This window comes from Symbiopectobacterium sp., assembly GCF_047692315.1.
Lineage (GTDB): Bacteria > Pseudomonadota > Gammaproteobacteria > Enterobacterales > Enterobacteriaceae > Symbiopectobacterium.
Genome location: NZ_JBLLJS010000019.1, coordinates 83,072 through 104,593 on the forward strand (window position 1 = coordinate 83,072; position 21,522 = coordinate 104,593).

Sequence of the window (21,522 nt, forward strand, 5' to 3'; positions counted from 1 at the left end):
ATTGTGCGCTTCTTCAGGCACCAGATCAACCTTCTTCTGGTTAGGGATTTAACGTGGCGGATCGCACTTGTGCAGGGGCAAAACAGGCAGGTATAAAAAAGCCGCTTGCGCGGCCTTTAAGGAATGACTCAGTTAGGGTTTCTCAACGATATGACTATGCTCAATATCTTCATTTTTTTTGCTAAAGCGGCGGCGTACCACCACAAAGAAGACAGGAACAAAGAAAATCGCCAGCACCGTTGCGGTAATCATCCCGCCCATTACGACGGTACCTACGGCGTTCTGCGCACCGGAACCCGCACCGGAGCTGATTACCAACGGCACTACGCCGAGGATAAAGGCCAACGAGGTCATCAGAATGGGGCGTAAACGCATTCGTACTGCATCAAGCGTTGCTTCCACTAATCCTTTGCCCTCTTTTTCCATCAGATCTTTAGCGAATTCGACAATCAGAATGGCGTTCTTCGCCGATAGACCAATGGTGGTTAATAGCCCTACCTTAAAGTAAACGTCGTTCTCCAGACCGCGCATGGTGGCTGCAGCAACGCACCGATAATACCAAGCGGGACTACCAGCATAACGGAGAAGGGGATAGACCAACTTTCGTACAACGCGGCCAGACACAAGAACACCACAATCAGCGAAATGGCATACAGGGCCGGTGCCTGGTTACCGGACAGACGTTCTTGATAAGACATTCCGGTCCAGTCGTAGCCAATGCCTTCCGGCAACTGTCTGGCAAATTCCTCCATCAAGGCCATCGCTTCACCGGTACTCTTACCCGGCGTGGCTTCACCCTGAATCTGCATTGACGGCTGGCCGTTATAACGTTCCAGACGCGGTGAACCGTGTGTCCAGTGGCTCTGCGAGAAGGAGGAGAACGGCACCATCTGATTGTTGCTGCCGCGTACATACCAGCGCTCAATATCGCTTGGCAGCATACGGAACGGCGCATCAGCCTGCACATATACCTTCTTCACACGGCCGCGGTCAATAAAGTCATTGACGTAGCTGCCGCCCAGCGCGGTTGCCAACGTGGCGTTGATATCAGACAGGGAGACCCCCAATGCCTGGGCTTTCTCTTGATCGATATCGATACGGAACTGTGGGGTGTCTTCCATGCTGTTTGGACGCACGCCGACTACGGTATCAGGACGCTGTGCCGCCATTCCGAGCAGTTGGTTACGTGCTGCTGTCAGCTTTTCATGCCCCAGGTTAGCCTGGTCCAGCAACTGGAAGTCAAGGCCGGTTGCCGTACCCAGCTCAACAATAGCCGGAACGTTAAAGGCGATAACGATCGCTTCCTTGATCTGCGAGAATGCGCCGTTAGCACGACCGGCAATGGCACCGACCTTGTTTTCGGCACTCGGACGTTCGCCCCAATCTTTCAAGCTGGCAAACACCAGACCTGCGTTCTGCCCACGATCGGAGAAGCCGAAACCGTTAACGGTAAACACGGAGTTAACGTTGTCTTTCTCATTCTTCAGATAGTGTTGGTAACACGTTCCAGCACGCGCTCCGTGCTCTCTTGCGTTGCACCTGCGGGCAGTTGCACCATGGTCAAGAGTATGCCCTGATCTTCTTCCGGCAGGAAGGAGCTTAGCAGGCGCATAAACAGGAAGGCGAGGCCAACCACAATCAGCAGATACACCACCAGATAACGTCCGGTACTGCGCAAAATGTTAGCGACGCTATCGGTATAGTGATGCGTGCTCTTTTCGAACAGTTTGTTGAACCAGCCGAAGAAACCGGTCTTCTCGTGATGATCACCCTTGGCGATCGGTTTAAGCAGGGTGGCACAGAGCGCCGGAGTCAGAATCAACGCGACCGGTACGGACAGCACCATCGCGGACACAATGGTGATGGAGAGCTGACGGTAAATGGCACCGGTAGAACCGCCTGTAAACGCCATAGGAATAAATACCGCAGACAGCACCAGTGCAATACCAATACCGACCAGAGCGCCCTGGATTTGCGACATCGATTTCTTGGTGGCTTCCTTGGGTGGTACCCTTCTTCCATCATCACACGCTCGACGTTCTCCACTACCACGATGGCGTCATCCACCAACAGGCCGATGGCAAGCACCATGGCGAACATGGTCAAGGTGTTAATCGAGTAGCCGAAAGCAGACAGAATAGCGAACGTGCCCAACAACACTACCGGCACGGCGATCGTCGGGATCAGCGTGGCGCGGAAGTTTTGCAGGAACAGATACATCACTAGGAACACCAGCACGATGGCTTCTGCCAGCGTTTTTACCACTTCATTAATAGAGATTTTAACGAACGGTGTAGTGTCGTAGGGATAAACCACTTTCAGTCCGATCGGGAAAAATTGTTGTAACTTACCCAACTCGGCTTTTACCTCTGAGGCGGTATCCAGAGCGTTAGCACCGGTTGCCAGTTGATACCGACCCCTGCTGCTGCCTGGCCGTTGTGGCGTGCAATAACGCTGTAATCTTCACCACCCAACTCTACGCGGGCCACATCCCGCAGGCGCACCTGTGAACCGTCCGCATTAACTCGCAACAGAATGTTGGAGAACTCATCGGCAGATTTCAGTCGCGTCTGGGCAATGATGGAGGCATTCAGCTTTTGTCCCGGCAACGGCGGTGTACCGCCCAATTGTCCGGAGGCAATCTGGTTGTTCTGCACTTTGATGGCAGCAACCACATCGCCAGTGGTCATCTGGAAACTATTGAGTTTATTCGGATCCAGCCAGATACGCATCGCGTACTGAGCACCAAACAGCTGCACGTCACCGACACCGTTGGTACGGCTGAGCGGATCTTTGATGTTGGCCGCCACATAGTCAGCAATGTCCTGCTGCGTCAGTGAGCCGTCTTCGGAAATAAAGCCTGCCACCATCAGGAAGCTGCTGCTTGATTTCTGTACGCTCACGCCTTGTTGCTGCACTTCCTGCGGCAACGGCGGCATCGCCAGTTGCAGTTTGTTCTGCACCTGAACCTGAGCAATATCCGGATCGGCTTTCGAGTCAAACGTCAGCGTGATCTGAACCGTACCCGATGAGTCACTGCTGGATGCCATGTATAACAGGTTATCGATACCATTCATGTTTTGTTCGATAACCTGCGTCACGGAGTCTCGCAGTGTAGAAGCATCTGCGCCCGGATAGTTCGCCGTTATTTCAATTGCCGGGGTGCAATTGTCGGATACTGGGCAATCGGCAACTTGATGATTGCCAATGCCCCCGCCAGCATCACCATAATGGCGAGCACCCATACAAAGATGGGACGATCAATAAAAAACTTAGCCATGAATTACAGGCTCCTGTTAAGACTTCGCGGGTTCAGACTGCGTAGGTTTTTCTTCACCATTTCCAGGTGCCGTCTCTTTTGCTTTGACGGGCACGCCCGGTCTGATTTTCTGCAACCCAGTCACGATAAGACGATCGCCTGCGCCGTGGTCAGGGTGCGCGCTTCAACCTTATCGCCTTCACCAACGACCATCGCGGTGGCTTCGCCACGCGGATTACGCGTTACGCCTTGTTGCGGCACCAGCAGAGCGTCATTGTTCACGCCTGAATCGAGACGCGCACGCACAAACATCCCCGGCAGCAAATCGTGTTGCAGGTTCGGGAAGATGGCGCGCAGGGTGATAGAGCCTGTGGTTTCATCCACCGTCACGTCAGAAAACTCCAGCGTACCGTTCTGCGCATATTCGGTGCTGTTATCCAGCAGCAGACGCACTGTAGCTTTGCCACCGGCCTGCTTCAGCGTGCCCTGTTCCAGCTCACGCTTCAGTCGCAAATAGTCATTACTGGATTGCGTCATATCCACGTAGATCGGATCGAGTTGCTGAACGCTGGTCAACGCCGTCGCCTGACCGGAAGCCACCAATGCCCCTTCGGTTACCGTCGATTTACCGACGAGACCCGAAATAGGGGAGAGCACCTTGGTGTAGTTCAGGTTGATCAGCGCAAAATCCACAGACGCTTGTGCGGCTTGCACGCTGGCCTCTGCCTGACGCTGTGTTGCCAGTGCCTGATCGTAATCCTGTTTGCTGACGTAATTGGTGCCAACCAGCGGTTTGTAGCGGTTCACGGTCAAACGGGCAATTTCAGCCTGAGCCTGGGCTTGGGCCAGTGAACCTTTCGCACTGTTGTAAGCTGCCTGATAGGTAGCCGGATCAATCTGATACAGAGAAGTGCCCGCTTTCACATCGCTCCCTTCGATGAAGTGACGCTTCTGAATAATGCCTCTCGCCTGAGGACGAGCCTCGGCAATGCGGAATGCGTTAGTGCGCCCTGGAAGTTCGGTAATCACATTCAGCGGTTGTGTTTTGAGGGTCACAATGCCGACTTCAGGCGCTTGCTGCCCGCCACCTTGATGCTGACCTTCATTTTTATTATCACACCCGGTGAGCGCTAAGCCGCCAGAAAGCATCAGGACTGCCACCAGAGGCATAAGCCTTCTGTTTTTGTTCATAAATAAACCTCAAGTGTCCGATTTGAATTTGACCAATGGATCACAAGCCCTAAAACCCATTGCTGCGATAATCCTGCAAGCGTGATGTTACATACATTCGCGAATGTATGTAACATCACGCTTCCTTTAAAAAACAGCGCTATGGCACGAAAAACCAAACAGCAGGCGCGCCATTTCAGCCTGACTTTCCAGTGGGATGACTGGCGTCAGGGGGCGCTAAGCGCGCTGATCTTTATTGTACCGATGCTGCTTGTCAGTGGGCTTATCTATTGGCGGCGGCGTCTTATTACGGGTTATATCGAGCGCTTGTCAAACGATGCAGGGCAACTGAAACGGGATTCGCAACGCCATACGCCACAGGCATTGCTGTTGGAAACCGTGATGGTGCTGCCGGGTATCATGCTGATCCTCGCTTTCAGTCTCTGCTTTCATTATGCCGGAAACGCGGTAGGGGATGCGGTATGGCGCATGAGCCAGCAGTTTGCCCTGCTGTGGCTGGTGTTCGGTTTGCTCTATCGAGCGATGAAACCGGGTGGCATCGGTGAGAGGCACTTCAATTTTAGCGCCTCGCTGGCTGCCCACTACCGCCGTCAGGAGCTGCGGTTGGGCGGCGCGCTGCTGCCGCTGATCTTCTGGTCGGTTATCGGCGAGAAAGCGCCGCTCTATCTGGTGGATGATGTGATCGGGCAGATTGTGATTTTCTGCAATCTGATCCTGTTGGGCATTCTGGTGTTTTCGCTTTGTCGTGACAGTTGGCGGGAAAAAGAGACGCACACTATCCGGCTGATTGTCATTACCGTGATGTCTATCCTGCCGCTGGTGCTGCTGGGATTGATGGTGTGTGGCTACTTCTACACGACGCTACGGCTGCTTGGTCGTTGGGTGGAAAGCCTGTACCTGCTGTTGGTATGGAACCTGGTCTATCTCACGACCATTCGCGGTTTGAGCGTTGCGGCGCGTCGATTGGCGTATCGTCGCGCAGTAGCGCGGCGTCAGAACCTGAATAAAGAGGGGGCTGAGGGCAGCGAGCCTGCGCCAGAGCCACCGTTGGCGTTGGATCAGATTGGACAACAATCGTTGCGGTTGACCACCATGGTGCTGCTATTGATCTTTTCGGGCGTGCTTTATTGGATTTGGTCTGATTTGGTGGCGGTGATGTCCTATCTGGACAGCATCACGTTGTGGCATTACAACGCCACTGTTGCAGGCCGTGACGCTGGGCAATTTGATGCTGTCGATGGTGGCATATGTGCTAATGCGCAACTTGCCGGGCTTGCTGGAAGTGCTGGTGTTGTCGCGTTTGCAACTGCGTCAGGGCACCTCCTATGCCATCACCACCATGTTGAGCTACCTGATTATGGCGGTGGGCACCACCACCTCGCTCAGTTCCATCGGGGTGTCGTGGGATAAGTTACAATGGTTGGTCACCGCGTTGTTGGTCGGTTTGGGGTTCGGTTTGCAGGAGATTTTCGCCAACTTCATTTCCGGCCTGATTATCCTGTTTGAACGCCCGGTGCGTATTGGCGATACCATCACCATCGGTACCTTCTCTGGTTCGGTCAGCAAGATCCGTATTCGCGCCACGACAATTACGGATTTCGATCGCAAAGAGGTCATTATTCCCAACAAGGCTTTTGTCACGGAAAGGCTGATCAACTGGTCGCTGTCGGACACCATCACGCGCGTGCTGATTAAGATTGGCGTGGCCTATGGCTCCGATCTGGACAAGGTAAAATCCGTACTGTTGCAGGCGGCGCATGAGAACAGCCGTGTGATGACCGATCCTGAACCGCAGGTGTTTTTCCTGGCGTTTGGTGCCAGCTCGCTGGATCACGAACTGCGGCTTTACGTGCGGGAACTGCGCGATCGCAGCTACACCGCGGATGAGTTAAACCGCAGTATCGATCGGCTGTGTCGGGAAAATAATATTGATATTGCGTTTAACCAGCTTGAAGTTTATCTGCACAACAAGCAGGGCGATGAAGTGCAGGAGATAAACCGCGCTTTAGGCGGTAACGCCGCAGATGAACCCGCGTAAGCGGGATCACTCGTTGCCGGGCACATGCGGATTTGCAGCATGCGCCTTGGATTCATAGTCACGCCGCACAATCTCTAATGCGGCCAGCACCACATCGGGTGCAATGTCGTTATCTTCTAGCAGCATAATCAGGTCTACAGCCAGTTTGACTTCCAGCGGGGCATCTTTCAGCGACATGGGTTTGCTCCTCTCGTGACGGCTATAGCCCTTGTTCACGCTTTTCTACCTGACGTTCCAGACGCGCCAGAGCCTGACGACAGCGCGCCAGTCGGCCTTCCAGTACGGCGATCTCACGCTGCAATTGCTGCTGCTCACTTAGCGTTGCCGCTCTGTCGAGTTGGCTTTCCCGGTCTTGAATCATTAGGTTCAGGCGTCGTTCATAGTCCTGATGCTCTGCTAATTTTTGATACAGATCGCTTTCGATCGTGACCGACGTCTTCTCCTGACGGCGTAACGCCTGCGTGGAAAGCTCTCGCTGTAATGCACCAATCTGTGCCACTAACTTTTCTGTCATGAACGCCACGCGCTCGGTGCTGCCTTCTTCAACCAGATGGCACAATGATTGAAAATTTTGCTCAACTTCGCTCAGATAATCACGCAAGCGCGTGCCATGTGATTGAAACAGTTGGCGATCGAAACGGGAATAGGCCAACGGCCTGTCTGTCAGCGGGGCGACCGCCTGGGCCAACAGGGCAAGTTGATGTTCCAACGCCTGAAGAAAGTGGTGGCGGTTCACGGAGTGACCCACATAATAAAGAAGATGTAGCCAAGCTTGCACGGGATTGTCAGCAGGCACAAGCCTTTTGCATGCGCGGTGAGAAAGATGAGTGCATCTTAACTAACGTCAGGAAAGAGCGAAATGCTAGAATACCAAGGCGTAACGTGAAGAGGATGAGCAGTGATGTATCGTATTGGGTTGGTGGTGTTGGGCTGGATAGCCGTTGTGCTGGCGACGTTGGGCGTTGTGTTGCCGTTGTTGCCGACCACCCCTTTCTTGCTGCTGGCGGCCTGGTGTTTTGCTCGCTCTTCGCCGCGTTTTCATGCCTGGTTGCTCTACCGCTCCTGGTTCGGCCCTTATTTGCGTGACTGGCAGGATCACCGGGCGTTGCCGCCTGGGGCGAAAGGCAAAGCCGTGGTGATGATCGTGCTGACCTTTGCCGTGTCGCTGTGGCTGGTGGATATGGTGTGGGTCAGAGTGCTGTTGTTAACGATAATGGCGGTCTTGCTAACCTTTATGTTGCGCCTTTCGGTTGTTGATCCGCGACAATAAAACCCACCGCAGGCTGTTGCATTTGATCGTCAGTTTGACTAGATTTGAGCGTTTTCGTGTGCCGTTTGCCTCCGGTTATCCCTCAACCTCGATAACGGGGAAAGGAGTCGCAGCGGTCATGGTAAGATTTTTAAAGCGTACTATCAGGCAAAAAAAGATGATGAGCGTAACCGCACTGCAGTCAGAATTAATCAAAAACAGCATTAAAAGCATTCCCGATTATCCCAAACCGGGGATCCTGTTCCGTGATGTCACGAGTCTGCTGGAAGCGCCCGTTGCGTATGCGACCAGCATTGAGATGCTGGCAAACCGTTTTCGTGACACCGGCGTGACGAAAGTGGTGGGCACGGAAGCGCGTGGTTTTCTGTTCGGTGCGCCTGTCGCACTGGCATTAGGCGTGGGGTTTGTGCCGGTGCGTAAACCGGGCAAGCTGCCGCGTCCGACGATTTCAGAAAGCTATGAATTGGAGTACGGCACCGACAGCCTGGAAATCCACACCGACGCCATCAGCGCCGGGGATAAGGTGTTGGTGATCGACGATCTGCTGGCGACCGGTGGCACCATTGAAGCAACCGTGAAGCTGATTCGCCGTTTGGGCGGAGAGGTTAGCGATGCGGCATTTATTATCAATCTGTTCGATCTGGGCGGTGAGCAGCGTTTGAATAACCTCGGTATCAACTGCTACAGCCTGGTTAATTTTCCAGGTCATTGATCCTGCCTTTTTTCCGCCGTAAATCTGTTGGCTATCCTGATAAACAGCCTCGCCGTGTCCGGCGAGGCTGTGTTAGCATGGCCTCCTCAATTACACAACCGTTGCGGTATTGATGAGCTATCAGGCACTGGCCCGTAAGTGGCGTCCTCAATCTTTCGCTGATGTTGTCGGACAGGAACATGTGCTGACTGCATTAGCCAATGGTCTCTCTATGGGGCGGGTTCATCACGCCTATCTGTTTTCCGGCACGCGCGGCGTAGGTAAAACCACGATTGCCCGTTTGTTGGCGAAAGGACTGAACTGCGAGAGCGGTGTCACCGCGACGCCTTGTGGGCAGTGTGCGAATTGTTGTGAGATTGAGCAAGGGCGCTTTGTTGATCTGATCGAGATCGACGCAGCTTCTCGCACCAAAGTAGAAGATACCCGCGAACTGCTGGATAACGTGCAATATGCCCCTGCGCGCGGTCGTTTCAAAGTCTACCTGATCGATGAAGTGCACATGCTCTCCCGGCACAGTTTCAATGCGTTGTTAAAAACGCTGGAAGAGCCGCCTGAGCACGTTAAATTCCTGCTGGCGACCACCGATCCGCAGAAGTTGCCGATCACCATTCTTTCTCGCTGCCTGCAATTTCATCTCAAAGCGCTGGATGTGGAACAAATTCGCAGCCACCTTGGGCATGTGCTGCAAGTCGAAGCCATTGCCACTGAGCCACGCGCCTTGCAACTGCTGGCGCGTGCGGCTGATGGCGGCCTGCGCGATGCGTTGAGCCTCACCGATCAGGCCATTGCCATGGGGCAAGGTGCGGTGTTGACCGACGCGGTTGCCAGCATGCTGGGCACGCTGGATGACGAACAGCCGCTGGCGTTGATTGAAGCTATCGTCAATGCCAACGGCGAACAGACCATGGCGTTGCTCCAGCAGGCGTCTTCACGCGGCGTTGAGTGGGAAGCGTTGCTGGTAGAGATGCTTGCGTTGTTGCATCGCATCGCCATGGTGCAACTGCTGCCGACGGCGCTCGGGCCGGAAGACTCCGCCATTGCGCCGCGTTTGCGCGATCTGGCGCGAAGCGTGCCGCCCGCCGATGTGCAACTCTATTACCAGACGTTGCTGGTCGGGCGTAAAGAATTACCCTACGCGCCGGATCGTCGCATGGGCGTTGAGATGACGCTGCTCAGAGCCTTGGCGTTTCATCCGCAAAGCGTGATTGTGCCTGCGGTGGCAACGCCAGTCGCGGCGAGTGCGCCCGGTGCGTCGCAGACGCTGACGCCGCCCCAGCGCCAGGCTGAAATGCCCATTGCACTGCCTCCGCCCGTTGCTGCACCTGGGGAGCCTGCTGCTCCTGCCGCGCCGCTGCCAGATGCCACATCTCAGCTGTTACAGGCGCGCCGTCAGTTATTGCAGCGACAGGGTACGCCGCCGCCAAAAAAGTCTGAACCGGCGGCGCAGGAACGCGCTCGGCCGGGCACGGCGGTATCGGCGCTGGAACGCCTGGCTTCGGTGACAGAACGCAGTCAGCAGCGTCAGGCATCGGATAAAAACAGTGATGCGCAGAAAAAGCCTGAGGCATACCGCTGGCGAGCGCAGCAACAGCAGGCCACCGTGACGGAAGCGGCAGCGACGCCAAAAGCGTTGCGCACGGTGCTGGAGTATGAAAAAACGCCAGAGTTGGCGGCTAAACTGACGGAAGAGGCGCAAACGCGTGATGCCTGGGCGGCAGAGGTGCAGCGTTTGTCGTTGCCGAAACTGGTTCAGCAACTTGCGCTCAATGCGTTCAAAGTGGCAACCGATGAGGATACCGTGACGTTACACCTGCGCTCATCACAGCGTCACCTGAACTCACCTTCTGCGCAGAAAACGCTGATGGATGCATTGGCAGCGCATTATGGAAAACCGATTACCCTTGTGGTGATCGAAGATGACGACCCCGGCACGTTAACACCGCTGGAGTGGCGTCAGACGATTTATGAAGAGAAACTGGCGCAAGCGCGCGAGTCTCTGATGACCGATAAAACGATTCAAACGCTGCGGCGTTTCTTTGATGCGGAACTGGACGAAGAGAGTATCCGCCCCGTTTAACCGCTGCAATTGTTGCAGCCATGCAATAGAGAGAAGCATATGTTTGGTAAAGGTGGTTTGGGCAATCTGATGAAACAGGCCCAACAGATGCAAGACAAAATGCAGGAAGAGATTGCCAATCTGGAAGTGACCGGTGAATCAGGCGCAGGTCTGGTCAAAGTCACCATCAACGGTGCACATAACTGCCGCCGCGTCGAGATCGATCCCAGCCTGCTGGAAGATGACAAAGAGATGCTGGAAGATCTGATCGCTGCTGCATTCAACGATGCCGCGCGCCGCATCGTTGAAACGCAGAAAGAGAAAATGGCTTCAGTATCCAGCGGCATGCAGTTGCCGCCGGGTTTCAAGATGCCGTTCTGATGCAAACCAGCCCGCTCCTTGAGTCGTTAATGGAGGCACTGCGCTGCTTGCCGGGTGTTGGCCCGAAATCGGCGCAGCGTATGGCGTTTCAACTACTGCAACGCGATCGCAGCGGTGGCATGCGTCTTGCACAGGCCTTGACGCGCGCCATGTCTGAAATCGGTCATTGTGTGGATTGCCGCACCTTTACCGAACAGGAGCGCTGCGCGATCTGCGCGAATCCTCGTCGTCAGCAAAATGGCCAAATCTGTGTGGTTGAAAGCCCCGCAGACATCCATGCTATTGAACAGACTGGGCAGTTTGCTGGACGTTACTTCGTGCTGATGGGGCATTTGTCGCCGCTGGACGGTATCGGGCCGGACGATATCGGGCTCGATCTGTTGGAGCAGCGATTGGCGCAGGAAACGCTGTCAGAAGTGATTCTTGCCACCAACCCTACGGTGGAAGGGGATGCTACCGCCAACTACATTGCTGAGCTGTGTGCCCAGCATGGCGTGCTGGCGAGCCGTATTGCGCATGGCGTACCGGTAGGTGGGGAGCTGGAAATGGTCGATGGTACCACGCTTTCCCATTCGCTGGCGGGGCGTCACCCCATCCGCTTTTAGCGACGCTGTTTGCATTCACCTCGGCGTGGTTTCCTCATCGTAAGGGGTCACGCGAGGTGATAAATTGTTTTTTGCTCTTGAAATTCCTCCGCGCTATCCCCACGTTTTGCCTACTGGCCGGAAACACCGGCACCATTCCCATACCCGCTACAGGGATTGAACATCATCAGCCTGACTAACTATTAGGATTGAGGTAAGTGACAATGAGTATGAAGGGCCAAGAAACGCGTGGTTTCCAATCTGAAGTGAAGCAGTTGCTGCACTTGATGATCCATTCACTTTATTCCAATAAAGAAATTTTCCTGCGTGAATTGATCTCCAACGCCTCCGATGCGGCAGACAAATTACGTTTTCTTGCCTTATCTTTGCCAGAGCTTTATGAAGGGGACGGAGAACTGCGCGTGCGCGTCTCTACCAACAAAGATCAGCGAACGCTGACCATCTCTGACAACGGCATCGGTATGTGCCGCGAAGAGGTTATCGATAATCTGGGGACCATCGCCAAATCTGGCACCAAAGCGTTTCTGGAATCTATCGGCTCCGATCAGGCAAAAGACAGCCAGCTCATCGGCCAGTTTGGCGTGGGCTTCTACTCGGCATTTATCGTTGCGGATAAAGTGACGGTGCGTACCCGCGCAGCGGGTGCTGCCGCGGAAGAGGGCGTATTCTGGGAATCAGTGGGTGAAGGTGAGTACACCGTGGCGGATGTCGCCAAGGCCGATCGCGGCACTGAGATCACCCTGCACCTGCGTGAAGGCGAAGATGAATTCCTCGACGCGTGGCGCGTGCGTTCCATAATCGGTAAATACTCTGACCACATTGCATTGCCGGTTGAAATTGAAACCGAGACGCCGAGTGAAGAAGAGGGCGGCGAGCCGACGGTGACCTGGGAAAAAGTGAACAAAGCGCAGACGCTGTGGACGCGCAACAAAGCGGATGTCACCGAAGATGAATACAAAGAATTCTACAAGCACATTGCCCACGATTTCACCGATCCGCTGAGCTGGAGTCACAACCGTGTTGAAGGGAAACAGGAGTACACCAGCCTGCTCTATATCCCTTCTCAGGCACCGTGGGACATGTGGAATCGCGATCATAAGCACGGCCTGAAACTCTATGTACAGCGCGTGTTTATCATGGATGATGCCGAGCAGTTCATGCCAAACTACCTGCGCTTTGTGCGTGGTTTGATTGATTCCAACGATCTGCCGCTGAACGTCTCTCGTGAAATTCTGCAAGATAGCCGTGTTACCCAGAATCTACGCAATGCGCTGACCAAACGCGTGTTGCAGATGCTGGAAAAACTGGCAAAAGACGATGCTGAAAAATACCAAACTTTCTGGCAGCAGTTTGGTTTGGTGCTGAAAGAAGGGCCGGCAGAAGATGGTGGCAACCGCGAAGCGATTGCCAAACTGCTGCGTTTCGCCTCTACCCATGATGACAGCTCTGCCCAGACGGTTTCGCTGGAAGAGTATGTCAGCCGCATGGTCGAAGGGCAGGAGAAGATTTACTACATCACTGCCGACAGCTATGCCGCCGCGAAGAGCAGCCCGCATCTGGAACTGTTCCGTAAGAAAGGCATCGAAGTGCTGCTGCTTTCTGACCGCATCGATGAATGGATGATGAGCTACCTGACCGAGTTTGACGGTAAATCCTTCCAGTCCGTCAGTAAAGCGGATGAAGCACTGGATAAGCTGGCTGATGACGCCGGTGATGAAGAAGCGCGAAAAGAAGCGGAGAAATCGCTGGAGCCGTTTGTTGAGCATGTGAAAACGCTGCTGGGTGAGCGTGTGAAAGAGGTGCGTTTAACGCATCGTCTGACCGATACCCCAGCCATCGTGACCACTGATGCCAATGACATAAGCACGCAGATGGCGAAGCTGTTTGCCGCTGCCGGGCAGAATGCGCCGGAAGTGAAATACATTTTCGAACTTAATCCGGAACATGCGCTGGTGAAACGTACTGCGGACACGAGTGATGAGGCCCAGTTCAGTGAGTGGGTCGAACTGCTGCTGGAGCAAGCATTGTTGGCTGAACGCGGTACGCTGGAAGATCCTAACCAGTTTATCCATCGTATGAACCAACTGCTGAGTACATAACCGTTCACACTTTTCCGAAAACCCGGTTTTTAACCGGGTTTTTTCTCTCTTTGCGACACGCTGAAGCGAGCCCGTTCCTTGAGGATAAGCCTCTGGAATGGTATGGTTGAGCGTTTTCAAATTTATTTTAAAAAATCTACATAGCAAGGGGATTTACGCAATGCGTATTATTCTGCTGGGCGCTCCGTGCGCAGGCAAAGGCACTCAAGCACAATTCATTATGGAAAAGTATGGCATTCCGCAAATTTCCACTGGTGATATGTTGCGTGCGGCGGTGAAAGCCGGAACCGAACTGGGCAAACAGGCCAAAGAAATCATGGACGCGGGCAAACTGGTCACGGATGAATTGGTTATTGCCCTGGTGAAAGAGCGTATCGCCCAGGATGATTGCCGTAACGGTTTCCTGTTGGATGGTTTTCCACGTACTATTCCGCAGGCGGATGCCATGAAAGAGGCTGGCATTCAGGTTGACAACGTTATCGAGTTCGCCGTGCCGGACGAACTGATTGTCGATCGCATTATTGGCCGTCGCGTGCATGCGGCGTCTGGTCGTGTTTACCATGTGAAGTACAACCCGCCAAAGGTTGAAGGTAAAGACGACGTAACGGGTGAAGAGCTGACCATCCGTAAAGACGATCATGAAGATACCGTGCGTAAACGTCTGGTGGAATATCATCAGCAAACTGCGCCGCTGGTAGACTACTATCAGAAAGAAGCCGAGGCCGGAAATACCCGTTACCACAAAGTAGACGGCACTCGCCAGGTCACGCAAGTACGCGCTGAGCTGGAATCCATTCTGGGTTAAAACGCAGTGGCGCTGTCTGAAAATGCTGGTACATTGTGTGCCGGTTTTTTTTTACCTACGATAGACTTTATCGCCTGTTATCCGCAACTTCGATGGCAAGTATCGGTAATAACATCGCTTTTCCTATCCCGTACAGGCAACATTTTCGCTACACTCTGCGCTGAGTAACGATAACCGCTGCCCAGTGTCGAATGTACATGGCGGGCAGACTCTTTGCGAGGGCAGATGATGAGTCAACCGAAGTTGGGCGTACTGATGGTGAATCTGGGGACGCCCGAAGCCCCTACGCCGCAGGCGGTAAAGCGCTATTTGGCACAGTTTCTTAGCGATAAACGCGTGGTGGATACACCGCGCTGGCTCTGGTGGCCGTTGTTGAATGGCGTGATTCTGCCTTTCCGTTCCCCGTGTGTAGCAAAACTGTATCAGTCTATCTGGACGGCCGATGGTTCTCCGTTGCTGGAGTTCAGTCGCCGTCAGGAATGCGCGCTCTCCGCGCGTTTAGGCGACGATATTCCTGTGGCGCTTGGCATGAGTTATGGCTCACCGAGTTTGCCATCTGCATTGGATAGCCTGCTGTCCCAGGGCGTTACCCAATTGGTGGTGCTGCCGCTTTATCCGCAATATTCTTGTTCCACCACCGGGGCGGTGTGGGATGGGCTGGCCGACGCGCTGCGCACACGCCGTCAGGTGCCCGGTATCCGTTTTATCCGCGACTATGCGACGCATCCCGCCTATATCGCCGCGCTAAAGCAGCGTGTGGAGGAGGCGTTTGCCGTGCACGGTGTGCCCGACCGTTTAGTGATTTCGTTCCATGGCATTCCAGTGCGCTACGCCGCGGAGGGGGATGACTATCCCCAGCGTTGTCAGGCAACAGCCCAGGCACTGACTGCGGCATTGGGGCTGGCGCCGGAACAGGTACAAATGACCTTCCAATCACGTTTTGGCCGTGAACCTTGGCTAACACCCTATACAGATGAAACATTAAAGGGATTCCCCGCGCAGGGGATCAAGCACATTCAGGTTATTTGCCCAGGCTTTGCGGCGGATTGTTTGGAAACGCTAGAGGAAATACAGGAGCAGAACCGGGAGCTGTTTTTGCATGCCGGGGGAGAGCTGTTTAGTTATATTCCGGCGCTGAATGACGATGCCCGGCATATTGATTTGCTTGAGGCGTTGGTACACGACGAATAGCTAAAAAAAGCACAACCTAAAATAGCGCAGCGGGGTTCCCCGCTGCGCACCGGTATCAAATCGGGCACTCTTTTAACGCTTCAGCCTTTACCGACTCGAGTTGCAGCAGGGTAATCATGCTATTGGCGATTTCACGTTCACCCATAACCACCTGATTGGCACCGTGTTCGGTGATGTAGCTGACTTCATCGTCATAATGCACGCGGGCAATGATCTCCAGGTCCGGGCGTTTTTCACGCGCTGCCGCCATGATTTCTCCTGCCTCATAGCCGTTAGGAATGGTCAACAGCAGCCAGCGGGCGCAATCCAACCGAGCCAAATCCATGATTTCTGCCTTGGTGGCATTCCCTAACACCGCTTTGATGCCTTGTTCACGCAGGGCGTCTACGCGTGCGCGGGAATTTTCGATCACCACGATGGGGATACCTTCCTGGTGTAGCTTGGCACCGATCAGGCTACCGACGCGGCCATAGCCTACCAGTAGCGCATGGTTGCACATATCCACCGGGATCTGTTTCTCTTCTTCAATGGCTTCTTCCACGATCTGCTCTTCAATCGTCTCGGTTTTGGCCAGATAGCGCTCCAGCAGTGAGAACAGCAGCGGGTTGATCATAATGGAGAGAATGGCCCCTGCTAGCACCAGATTGCGCCCTTGTTCGGAAAGCAACCCCAGCGCGATCCCAAGCCCGGCGAGTATAAAGGCAAATTCACCGATTTGCGCCAGGCTGGCGGAGATCGTCAGTGCAGTACGTTTAGAGTGACCGAACAAACGAACCAGTAAAAATGCAGCGGCTGATTTACCGAACACGATGATGGCCAGTGTAATGATGACCGCCACGGGTTCGTTGACCAGAATCATCGGGTCGAACAACATGCCAACGGGGAGACAAAAAACAGTACGGCGAAAGCGTCACGTAGCGGTAACGTATCGTGGGCCGCACGCTGGCTGAGTTCCGACTCATTCAGCACCACACCAGCAAAGAAAGCACCGAGTGCAAACGAGACATCAAACAGCTTCACGGCGCCGAAAGCGATACCCAACGCCATCGCCAGCACCGCCAGGGTAAACAGTTCACGAGAGCTGGTTGCCGCGCTTTTTGCCAGTACCCAGGGCACTAGGCGACGGCCTACCACAATTATCAGCGTGATAAATGCCACCACTTTGCCGATAGTCCAGGCCAGATCGCGAATCAGCTTACTGGTATCAGCATGCTCTGCGCCAATCATGTCGCGGAACGCAGGCAGCAGTACCAGCGTTAACACCATCGCCAAATCTTCCACGATCAGCCAGCCAATGGCGATTTGCCCGCGCTGGCTGTCAATCAACTGACGTTCTTCCAGTGCACGCAGGAGTACCACCGTACTCGCGGTAGATAAGCACAGACCAAATACCAGCCCGCTCGCCCGGCTCCAGCCCAACATGGCAGACCGCCCCATGCCCAGAAGCGTTGTGACGGCGATTTGCGCAATAGCACCGGGAATGGAGATGGATTTCACCGCCATCAGATCTTTAAGGGAGAAATGCAGGCCGACACAAAACATCAGCAGAATAACCCCAAGTTCGGCCAATTCAGGCGCTAACGCGGTATCCGCGACAAAACCTGGGGTAAACGGCCCCACCAGAACCCCGGCAAGCAAATAAGCCGACCAGAGGTGAAATACGTAGTCGATTGGCCAGAATCCCCAGTAAAAACGCGAGGACCAGCCCTCCGGCAATGGTGGATATTAGTGGTGTGGTTGCATGCATCCCGACTCCTTTTGCCATGTAGTAAAACGTGAATGAGCGGACTTCCTGAGTAAATTCTATTTCATTTGAAGAAATCCTGTTTGGGAAAATGAAGGCATTCTAGTAAAAATCTTCGTTTATGCATTTATTCCCACTCTAACACGGATTTCATGATGCTTTTATCATATAAGCATTGATAAACCGACGTTATTACGCTCATGAAGATACTTTCTCATGCTCTTTACGCTGCATTTTTATCCTGTGTGCTGGGGGAAACAGGTTTCCATGAGTAAAAAGCCCTAGAATAGCGGGGGTAAATGACATAAATACAACAGAATCAAATGAACGGACCATTTTTGTCAGCTTTCTCTTGTTATTCATGGGCGTAATGCCGGTTTTCCTTGTGATGCAAGTTACAGAGTGCAAATGAAATCGAGCGTTGAGGAAAAGTGCGCTATTCTGGAGGGAGATCTCAATCTGAATGTACCTGACTAAGACCAGGACGGACAGTGGGCTGCCATCCAATTCTTTTAACAGGGGGTTGTTTACTTAACGGGGAGTTTCCATGCGTTTTGCAACGAAAGCGTTAGGACGTGCTATTGCGATGTCGCTGGTATTTACCTCGGCAGGGGCGTTGGCATGGGAAAAAGATAAAACCTATGACATCACCATCCTCCACACCAACGATCACCATGGCCATTTCTGGCATAACGAATACGGCGAATATGGTCTGGCCGCGCAAAAAACACTGGTGGATCAAATTCGTCAGGAAGTCGCCGCCAAAGGCGGTAGTATATTGCTGTTATCCGGCGGGGATATCAACACCGGTGTGCCGGAGTCAGACTTGCAGGATGCCGAGCCCGATTTTCGCGGCATGAATTTGGTGGGCTATGATGCCATGGCGTTAGGTAATCACGAGTTTGATAACCCGCTTTCCGTACTGCGCCAGCAGGAGAAATGGGCGACGTTTCCGCTGCTGTCTGCCAACATCTACCAAAAGAGCACGCAACAACGCTTATTTAAACCCTATGCCCTGTTTGATAAGCAAGGCATCAAGATTGCGGTTATCGGTCTGACCACGGATGACACGGCAAAATTGGGCAACCCGGAGTTTTTCACTGATATAGAATTCCGTAAACCGTCGACGGAAGTGAAATCGGTGGTGGAACAATTACGCAGCATGGAAAAACCGGATGTGATTATCGCTGCGACCCACATGGACACTATGACGATGGTCAGCATGGTTCTAATGCGCCGGGGGATGTAGAAATGGCGCGCAGCCTGCCCGCAGGCTACCTGGATATGATTGTGGGTGGTCACTCACAAGATCCGGTCTGTATGGCGAGTGAAAACAAAAAACAGGTGGATTACGTGCCGGGTACCCCCTGTGCCCCGGACAGACAAAATGGTACCCGGGTCGTACAGGCTCATGAATGGGGCAAATATGTGGGGCGTGCCGATTTCACGTTTAAAAATGGCACTCTGACGTTGGCCCACTATCAGCTTATTCCTGTCAACCTGAAGAAAAAAGTGGAGAAGGCCGGTGGTGGCACCGAGCGTGTTTACTACACTCAGGAGATCAAACAGGATGATGGAGTGGTGAAAATGCTGACGCCGTTCCAGGAAAAAGGCCAGGCGCAGTTGGAAGTGAGGGTGGGTAGCGTTAATGGCACTCTGGATGGCGATCGCAAACAAGTGCGGTTCTATCAAACCAATTTGGGGCATCTACTGTTATCGGCACAGCGCGAGCGCGCTAATGCCGATTTTGCCGTGATGAGCGGTGGTGGGATTCGCGACTCTATCCAGCCCGGAGATATCACCTATAAGACGGTGCTGAAAGTTCAGCCTTTTGCCAATACCTTGGTTTATGTCGATATGAAAGGCAGCGAGGTCGAGCAATATCTGGCGGTCGTTGCGAATAAAAAGGTAGATTCCGGTGCCTATGCCCAATTCCTGAATGTCAGCCTGGTGGCCGATGGACAAGGCGTGCACGATGTGAAAATCAAGGGCCAACCGTTGCAGGCGGATAAAACCTACCGTATGGCCACACTGAACTTCAATGCCATGGGCGGCGATGGTTACCCGCGTCTGGATGGATTGCCGACTTACGTCAACACCGGTTTTGTCGATGCAGAGGTGCTGAAACAGTATATCGAGCAGCATTCACCGATCGATGCAGCGGCGTATGCGCCTAAAGGCGAAATTCAATATCGCTGATGAAATGGTCGGGCTAACATTTAATGGGTCTTGCTGTTGCGCAAGACCCATTTTTTTATGTTTATCGTTTGATTAAGTGGTCTGTGTTTTTGTGATGGATCTATCACTTAAATGTTATCGATAACATTTTTATCGCGCTCAGCGTCACAAACGTGATCTGTCGTCGTTTTTTATTGAAAATCCTTTAATATTTTATTAAAGCGTATTTTCAATAATAGGGTGTTGGAATGAAGAAGGGGGTTTGTTTTGTCGTTGCTTGGCGCATGTATTGCGGTCAGTTCTCAGGCGGGTGCCGCAGCTTTACCTGCCGTTGTCACTTTTACCGATAATGGCAAAGTGTGTGATGTCACGCAATATGGCGCGGAAGGCCATCGCCTGCAGATTGCATTAAATACGGATTCATTCCAACGCGCTATTGATGACTGTGCGGCAGCGGGCGGCGGTACGGTGTATGTCCCGGAAGGAAACTACCTGGTAAACCCACTGTTCCTGAAAAGTAATGTGCGGCTAAACCTGGCGAAGAATGCCACCATTGTGGCTTCCACAGAAGAAGCTGCCTATCGTGCTACGGAACAGACCAAATATGCCGAAGCGGAGAATGGCTGGTTGCCGTTTATCAGCGTTGCTGATGCCAAGAACGTGGCCATCACCGGTGAAGGCACCATTGATGGTCAGGGCGCTGTGTGGTGGGAACGCTGGCGTGCCAATATCCGTGCCACGGGTAAGAAAGGCGGCACCGATCGTCCGCGCCTGATCTATATTACTCGTTCCAGTAACGTGTTGGTGGATGGCGTTACCCTGACGCACTCGCCGAGTTTCCACGTGGTGATGCGCTATGCCCACGATGTTAACGTCAATAACACCAAGATCCTGTCACCTTGGCATGCACCGAACACCGATGCCATCGATCTAATTGACAGTCAGAACATTCGTATCACCAATAACTTTATTGATTGCAACGACGACCACATTGCTATCAAAGCTGAGAAGCCAGACGAGCGCTTCCCTGAAGGCGTCGTCGACAATATCTACATCGCTAACAACGTCTTGCACCAAGGGCGTGGTATTCCCATCGGCAGCGAAACCTCTGGCGGTGTGAACAACGTGCTGGTAGAAAACAATCAGTTCGAAGGCTCGATGTACGGCATTCGTATCAAGACGCTGCGCGGTAAAGGCGGTGAAGTGAAAAATATCACTTACCGTAATACCAAAATGGTCGATGTCGATATTCCGCTGGTATTCGCTGGCTACTATAATAAGGCCGCTCCTATCGTGCAGGCCGAAGTGGAAAAACTGCTAGCAGAAGGCGGCTTCACCATGGGCGAACAAATTTATCCGCCCGATACCGACGCCAAACAGCCGTTTGATAAATACAAGACGCCGCATTTCAGCAATGTGACGATCGAGAACCTGGAATCAACCGGCAAAAGCAAAGCTGCTGCGTACATCATTGGCGTGCCAGAAGCTCCCTTGAGCGGTTTCCATTTTGACAACGTACGTATCGATGCCGATCAGGGGATCCGCGTGCGTAACGCAGAGCTGCAAACCAAGGGCTTAACCGTCAACGTGAAGCAAGGTCCGGTCATATTGGTAGAAAAAGGCGCTAAGGTCGATTAATCACCCGTTCTGAAGCGGTGGCAGGGGACACACTGGCCGTGGAGTCCTCTGCCATCAGCTTCTTTTACGCTTCATACTTCACGCTGTAGCGGCGTTGGCCGCGCTCGGTGACCCGCATTAATCCCGTTTGGCAATATCACTGAATGACGCTTTCAGCAGTCGCGCCAAATCGGTGGGAGCGAGTCCGATATCCAGTCCGCGTTTGCCGCCGGAATGTAGCGCGGCGGATTTTTTCGCATAGAATAACGAATCATTTTGCACGCCAATAAAAGCTATTAAATTGGGATTTAGCATTGTGCAAAATGATTCGCGTTGTTTACTCTGGTTTGGGGTATGGTTGAACTTTGAACAGGTT

11 protein-coding genes and 7 pseudogenes are annotated in these 21,522 nt (G+C 53.3%); 11 read left to right on the forward strand and 7 right to left on the reverse strand.

What is annotated here, in order from left to right:
- Positions 1 to 132 precede the first annotated feature (132 nt).
- The 3 pseudogenes from ACMZI0_RS09265 to ACMZI0_RS09275 all read right to left on the reverse strand — a co-directional run bounded on the left by ACMZI0_RS09265 (position 133) and on the right by ACMZI0_RS09275 (position 4,450).
- Positions 133 to 1,457, reverse strand: a pseudogene (locus ACMZI0_RS09265) (efflux RND transporter permease subunit).
- A gap of 26 nt (positions 1,458 to 1,483) precedes the next feature.
- Positions 1,484 to 3,280 (reverse strand): annotated as a pseudogene (locus tag ACMZI0_RS09270) (efflux RND transporter permease subunit).
- A gap of 16 nt (positions 3,281 to 3,296) precedes the next feature.
- Positions 3,297 to 4,450: pseudogene (locus ACMZI0_RS09275) on the reverse strand (efflux RND transporter periplasmic adaptor subunit).
- A gap of 156 nt (positions 4,451 to 4,606) precedes the next feature.
- On the opposite strand from ACMZI0_RS09275, the pseudogene mscK reads away from it, so the two are divergent.
- Positions 4,607 to 6,488, forward strand: a pseudogene (gene mscK, locus ACMZI0_RS09280) (mechanosensitive channel MscK); the annotation flags it as partial.
- A gap of 6 nt (positions 6,489 to 6,494) precedes the next feature.
- Here mscK and rsmS read toward each other — a convergent pair.
- Both rsmS and priC read right to left on the reverse strand, forming a co-directional pair.
- Entirely contained in the window at positions 6,495 to 6,665 is a 171-nt protein-coding gene (gene rsmS / locus ACMZI0_RS09285) for a pleiotropic regulatory protein RsmS (RefSeq protein ID WP_415672730.1), read from the reverse strand.
- 22 nt (positions 6,666 to 6,687) lie between these two features.
- Positions 6,688 to 7,224 (reverse strand): primosomal replication protein PriC, encoded by a 537-nt coding sequence (priC, locus tag ACMZI0_RS09290; protein ID WP_415672738.1) that lies wholly within the window; start codon positions 7,222 to 7,224, stop codon positions 6,688 to 6,690.
- Positions 7,225 to 7,389: 165 nt separating this feature from the next.
- Here priC and ACMZI0_RS09295 point away from each other — a divergent pair, with 165 nt between their 5' ends.
- From ACMZI0_RS09295 to hemH, 8 genes are all read left to right on the forward strand, one after another.
- Entirely contained in the window at positions 7,390 to 7,758 is a 369-nt protein-coding gene (locus ACMZI0_RS09295; RefSeq protein ID WP_415672739.1) for a DUF454 family protein, read from the forward strand.
- Positions 7,759 to 7,918: 160 nt separating this feature from the next.
- Complete coding sequence (gene apt / locus ACMZI0_RS09300) at positions 7,919 to 8,470, forward strand: adenine phosphoribosyltransferase (RefSeq protein WP_415672740.1); 552 nt, start codon at positions 7,919 to 7,921, stop codon at positions 8,468 to 8,470.
- Positions 8,471 to 8,582: 112 nt separating this feature from the next.
- Entirely contained in the window at positions 8,583 to 10,547 is a 1,965-nt protein-coding gene (gene dnaX / locus ACMZI0_RS09305; RefSeq protein WP_415672731.1) for a DNA polymerase III subunit gamma/tau, read from the forward strand.
- Between the two features lie 39 nt (positions 10,548 to 10,586).
- Positions 10,587 to 10,907: a YbaB/EbfC family nucleoid-associated protein gene (locus ACMZI0_RS09310; protein WP_415672732.1), complete on the forward strand. Its 321-nt coding sequence runs from the start codon at positions 10,587 to 10,589 to the stop codon at positions 10,905 to 10,907.
- Positions 10,907 to 11,512, forward strand: a complete 606-nt coding sequence (gene recR / locus ACMZI0_RS09315) for a recombination mediator RecR (protein WP_415672733.1) — start codon at positions 10,907 to 10,909, stop codon at positions 11,510 to 11,512. The genes ACMZI0_RS09310 and recR overlap by 1 nt, the downstream gene beginning before the upstream one ends.
- Before the next feature lie 203 nt (positions 11,513 to 11,715).
- The gene (gene htpG, locus ACMZI0_RS09320; RefSeq protein WP_415672734.1) at positions 11,716 to 13,611 is read left to right on the forward strand and encodes a molecular chaperone HtpG; all 1,896 of its coding nucleotides are present in this window, start codon (positions 11,716 to 11,718) and stop codon (positions 13,609 to 13,611) included.
- Positions 13,612 to 13,771: 160 nt separating this feature from the next.
- Entirely contained in the window at positions 13,772 to 14,416 is a 645-nt protein-coding gene (gene adk / locus ACMZI0_RS09325; RefSeq protein WP_415672735.1) for an adenylate kinase, read from the forward strand.
- Positions 14,417 to 14,644: 228 nt separating this feature from the next.
- Positions 14,645 to 15,607 (forward strand): ferrochelatase, encoded by a 963-nt coding sequence (gene hemH / locus ACMZI0_RS09330; RefSeq protein ID WP_415672741.1) that lies wholly within the window; start codon positions 14,645 to 14,647, stop codon positions 15,605 to 15,607.
- A 55-nt stretch (positions 15,608 to 15,662) separates the two neighbouring features.
- Here the strand turns inward: hemH and ybaL are convergent.
- A pseudogene (gene ybaL, locus ACMZI0_RS09335) lies at positions 15,663 to 17,354 on the reverse strand (YbaL family putative K(+) efflux transporter).
- Between the two features lie 544 nt (positions 17,355 to 17,898).
- Between ybaL and ushA the strand changes: the two are divergent.
- Positions 17,899 to 19,550, forward strand: a pseudogene (ushA, locus tag ACMZI0_RS09340) (bifunctional UDP-sugar hydrolase/5'-nucleotidase UshA).
- 252 nt (positions 19,551 to 19,802) lie between these two features.
- Entirely contained in the window at positions 19,803 to 21,167 is a 1,365-nt protein-coding gene (locus ACMZI0_RS09345; RefSeq protein ID WP_415672742.1) for a glycoside hydrolase family 28 protein, read from the forward strand.
- A gap of 117 nt (positions 21,168 to 21,284) precedes the next feature.
- Here the strand turns inward: ACMZI0_RS09345 and ACMZI0_RS09350 are convergent.
- Positions 21,285 to 21,522: pseudogene (locus tag ACMZI0_RS09350) on the reverse strand (hypothetical protein); the annotation flags it as partial.

Bases quoted from the DNA above. Each gene is read 5' to 3' on its own strand.
- rsmS (WP_415672730.1), bottom strand. From the start codon at position 6,665: ATGTCGCTGAAAGATGCCCCGCTGGAAGTCAAACTGGCTGTAGACCTG.
- ACMZI0_RS09295 (WP_415672739.1), top strand. From the start codon at position 7,390: ATGTATCGTATTGGGTTGGTGGTGTTGGGCTGGATAGCCGTTGTGCTG.
- apt (WP_415672740.1), top strand. From the start codon at position 7,919: ATGAGCGTAACCGCACTGCAGTCAGAATTAATCAAAAACAGCATTAAA.
- dnaX (WP_415672731.1), top strand. From the start codon at position 8,583: ATGAGCTATCAGGCACTGGCCCGTAAGTGGCGTCCTCAATCTTTCGCT.
- ACMZI0_RS09310 (WP_415672732.1), top strand. From the start codon at position 10,587: ATGTTTGGTAAAGGTGGTTTGGGCAATCTGATGAAACAGGCCCAACAG.
- recR (WP_415672733.1), top strand. From the start codon at position 10,907: ATGCAAACCAGCCCGCTCCTTGAGTCGTTAATGGAGGCACTGCGCTGC.
- htpG (WP_415672734.1), top strand. From the start codon at position 11,716: ATGAGTATGAAGGGCCAAGAAACGCGTGGTTTCCAATCTGAAGTGAAG.
- adk (WP_415672735.1), top strand. From the start codon at position 13,772: ATGCGTATTATTCTGCTGGGCGCTCCGTGCGCAGGCAAAGGCACTCAA.
- hemH (WP_415672741.1), top strand. From the start codon at position 14,645: ATGAGTCAACCGAAGTTGGGCGTACTGATGGTGAATCTGGGGACGCCC.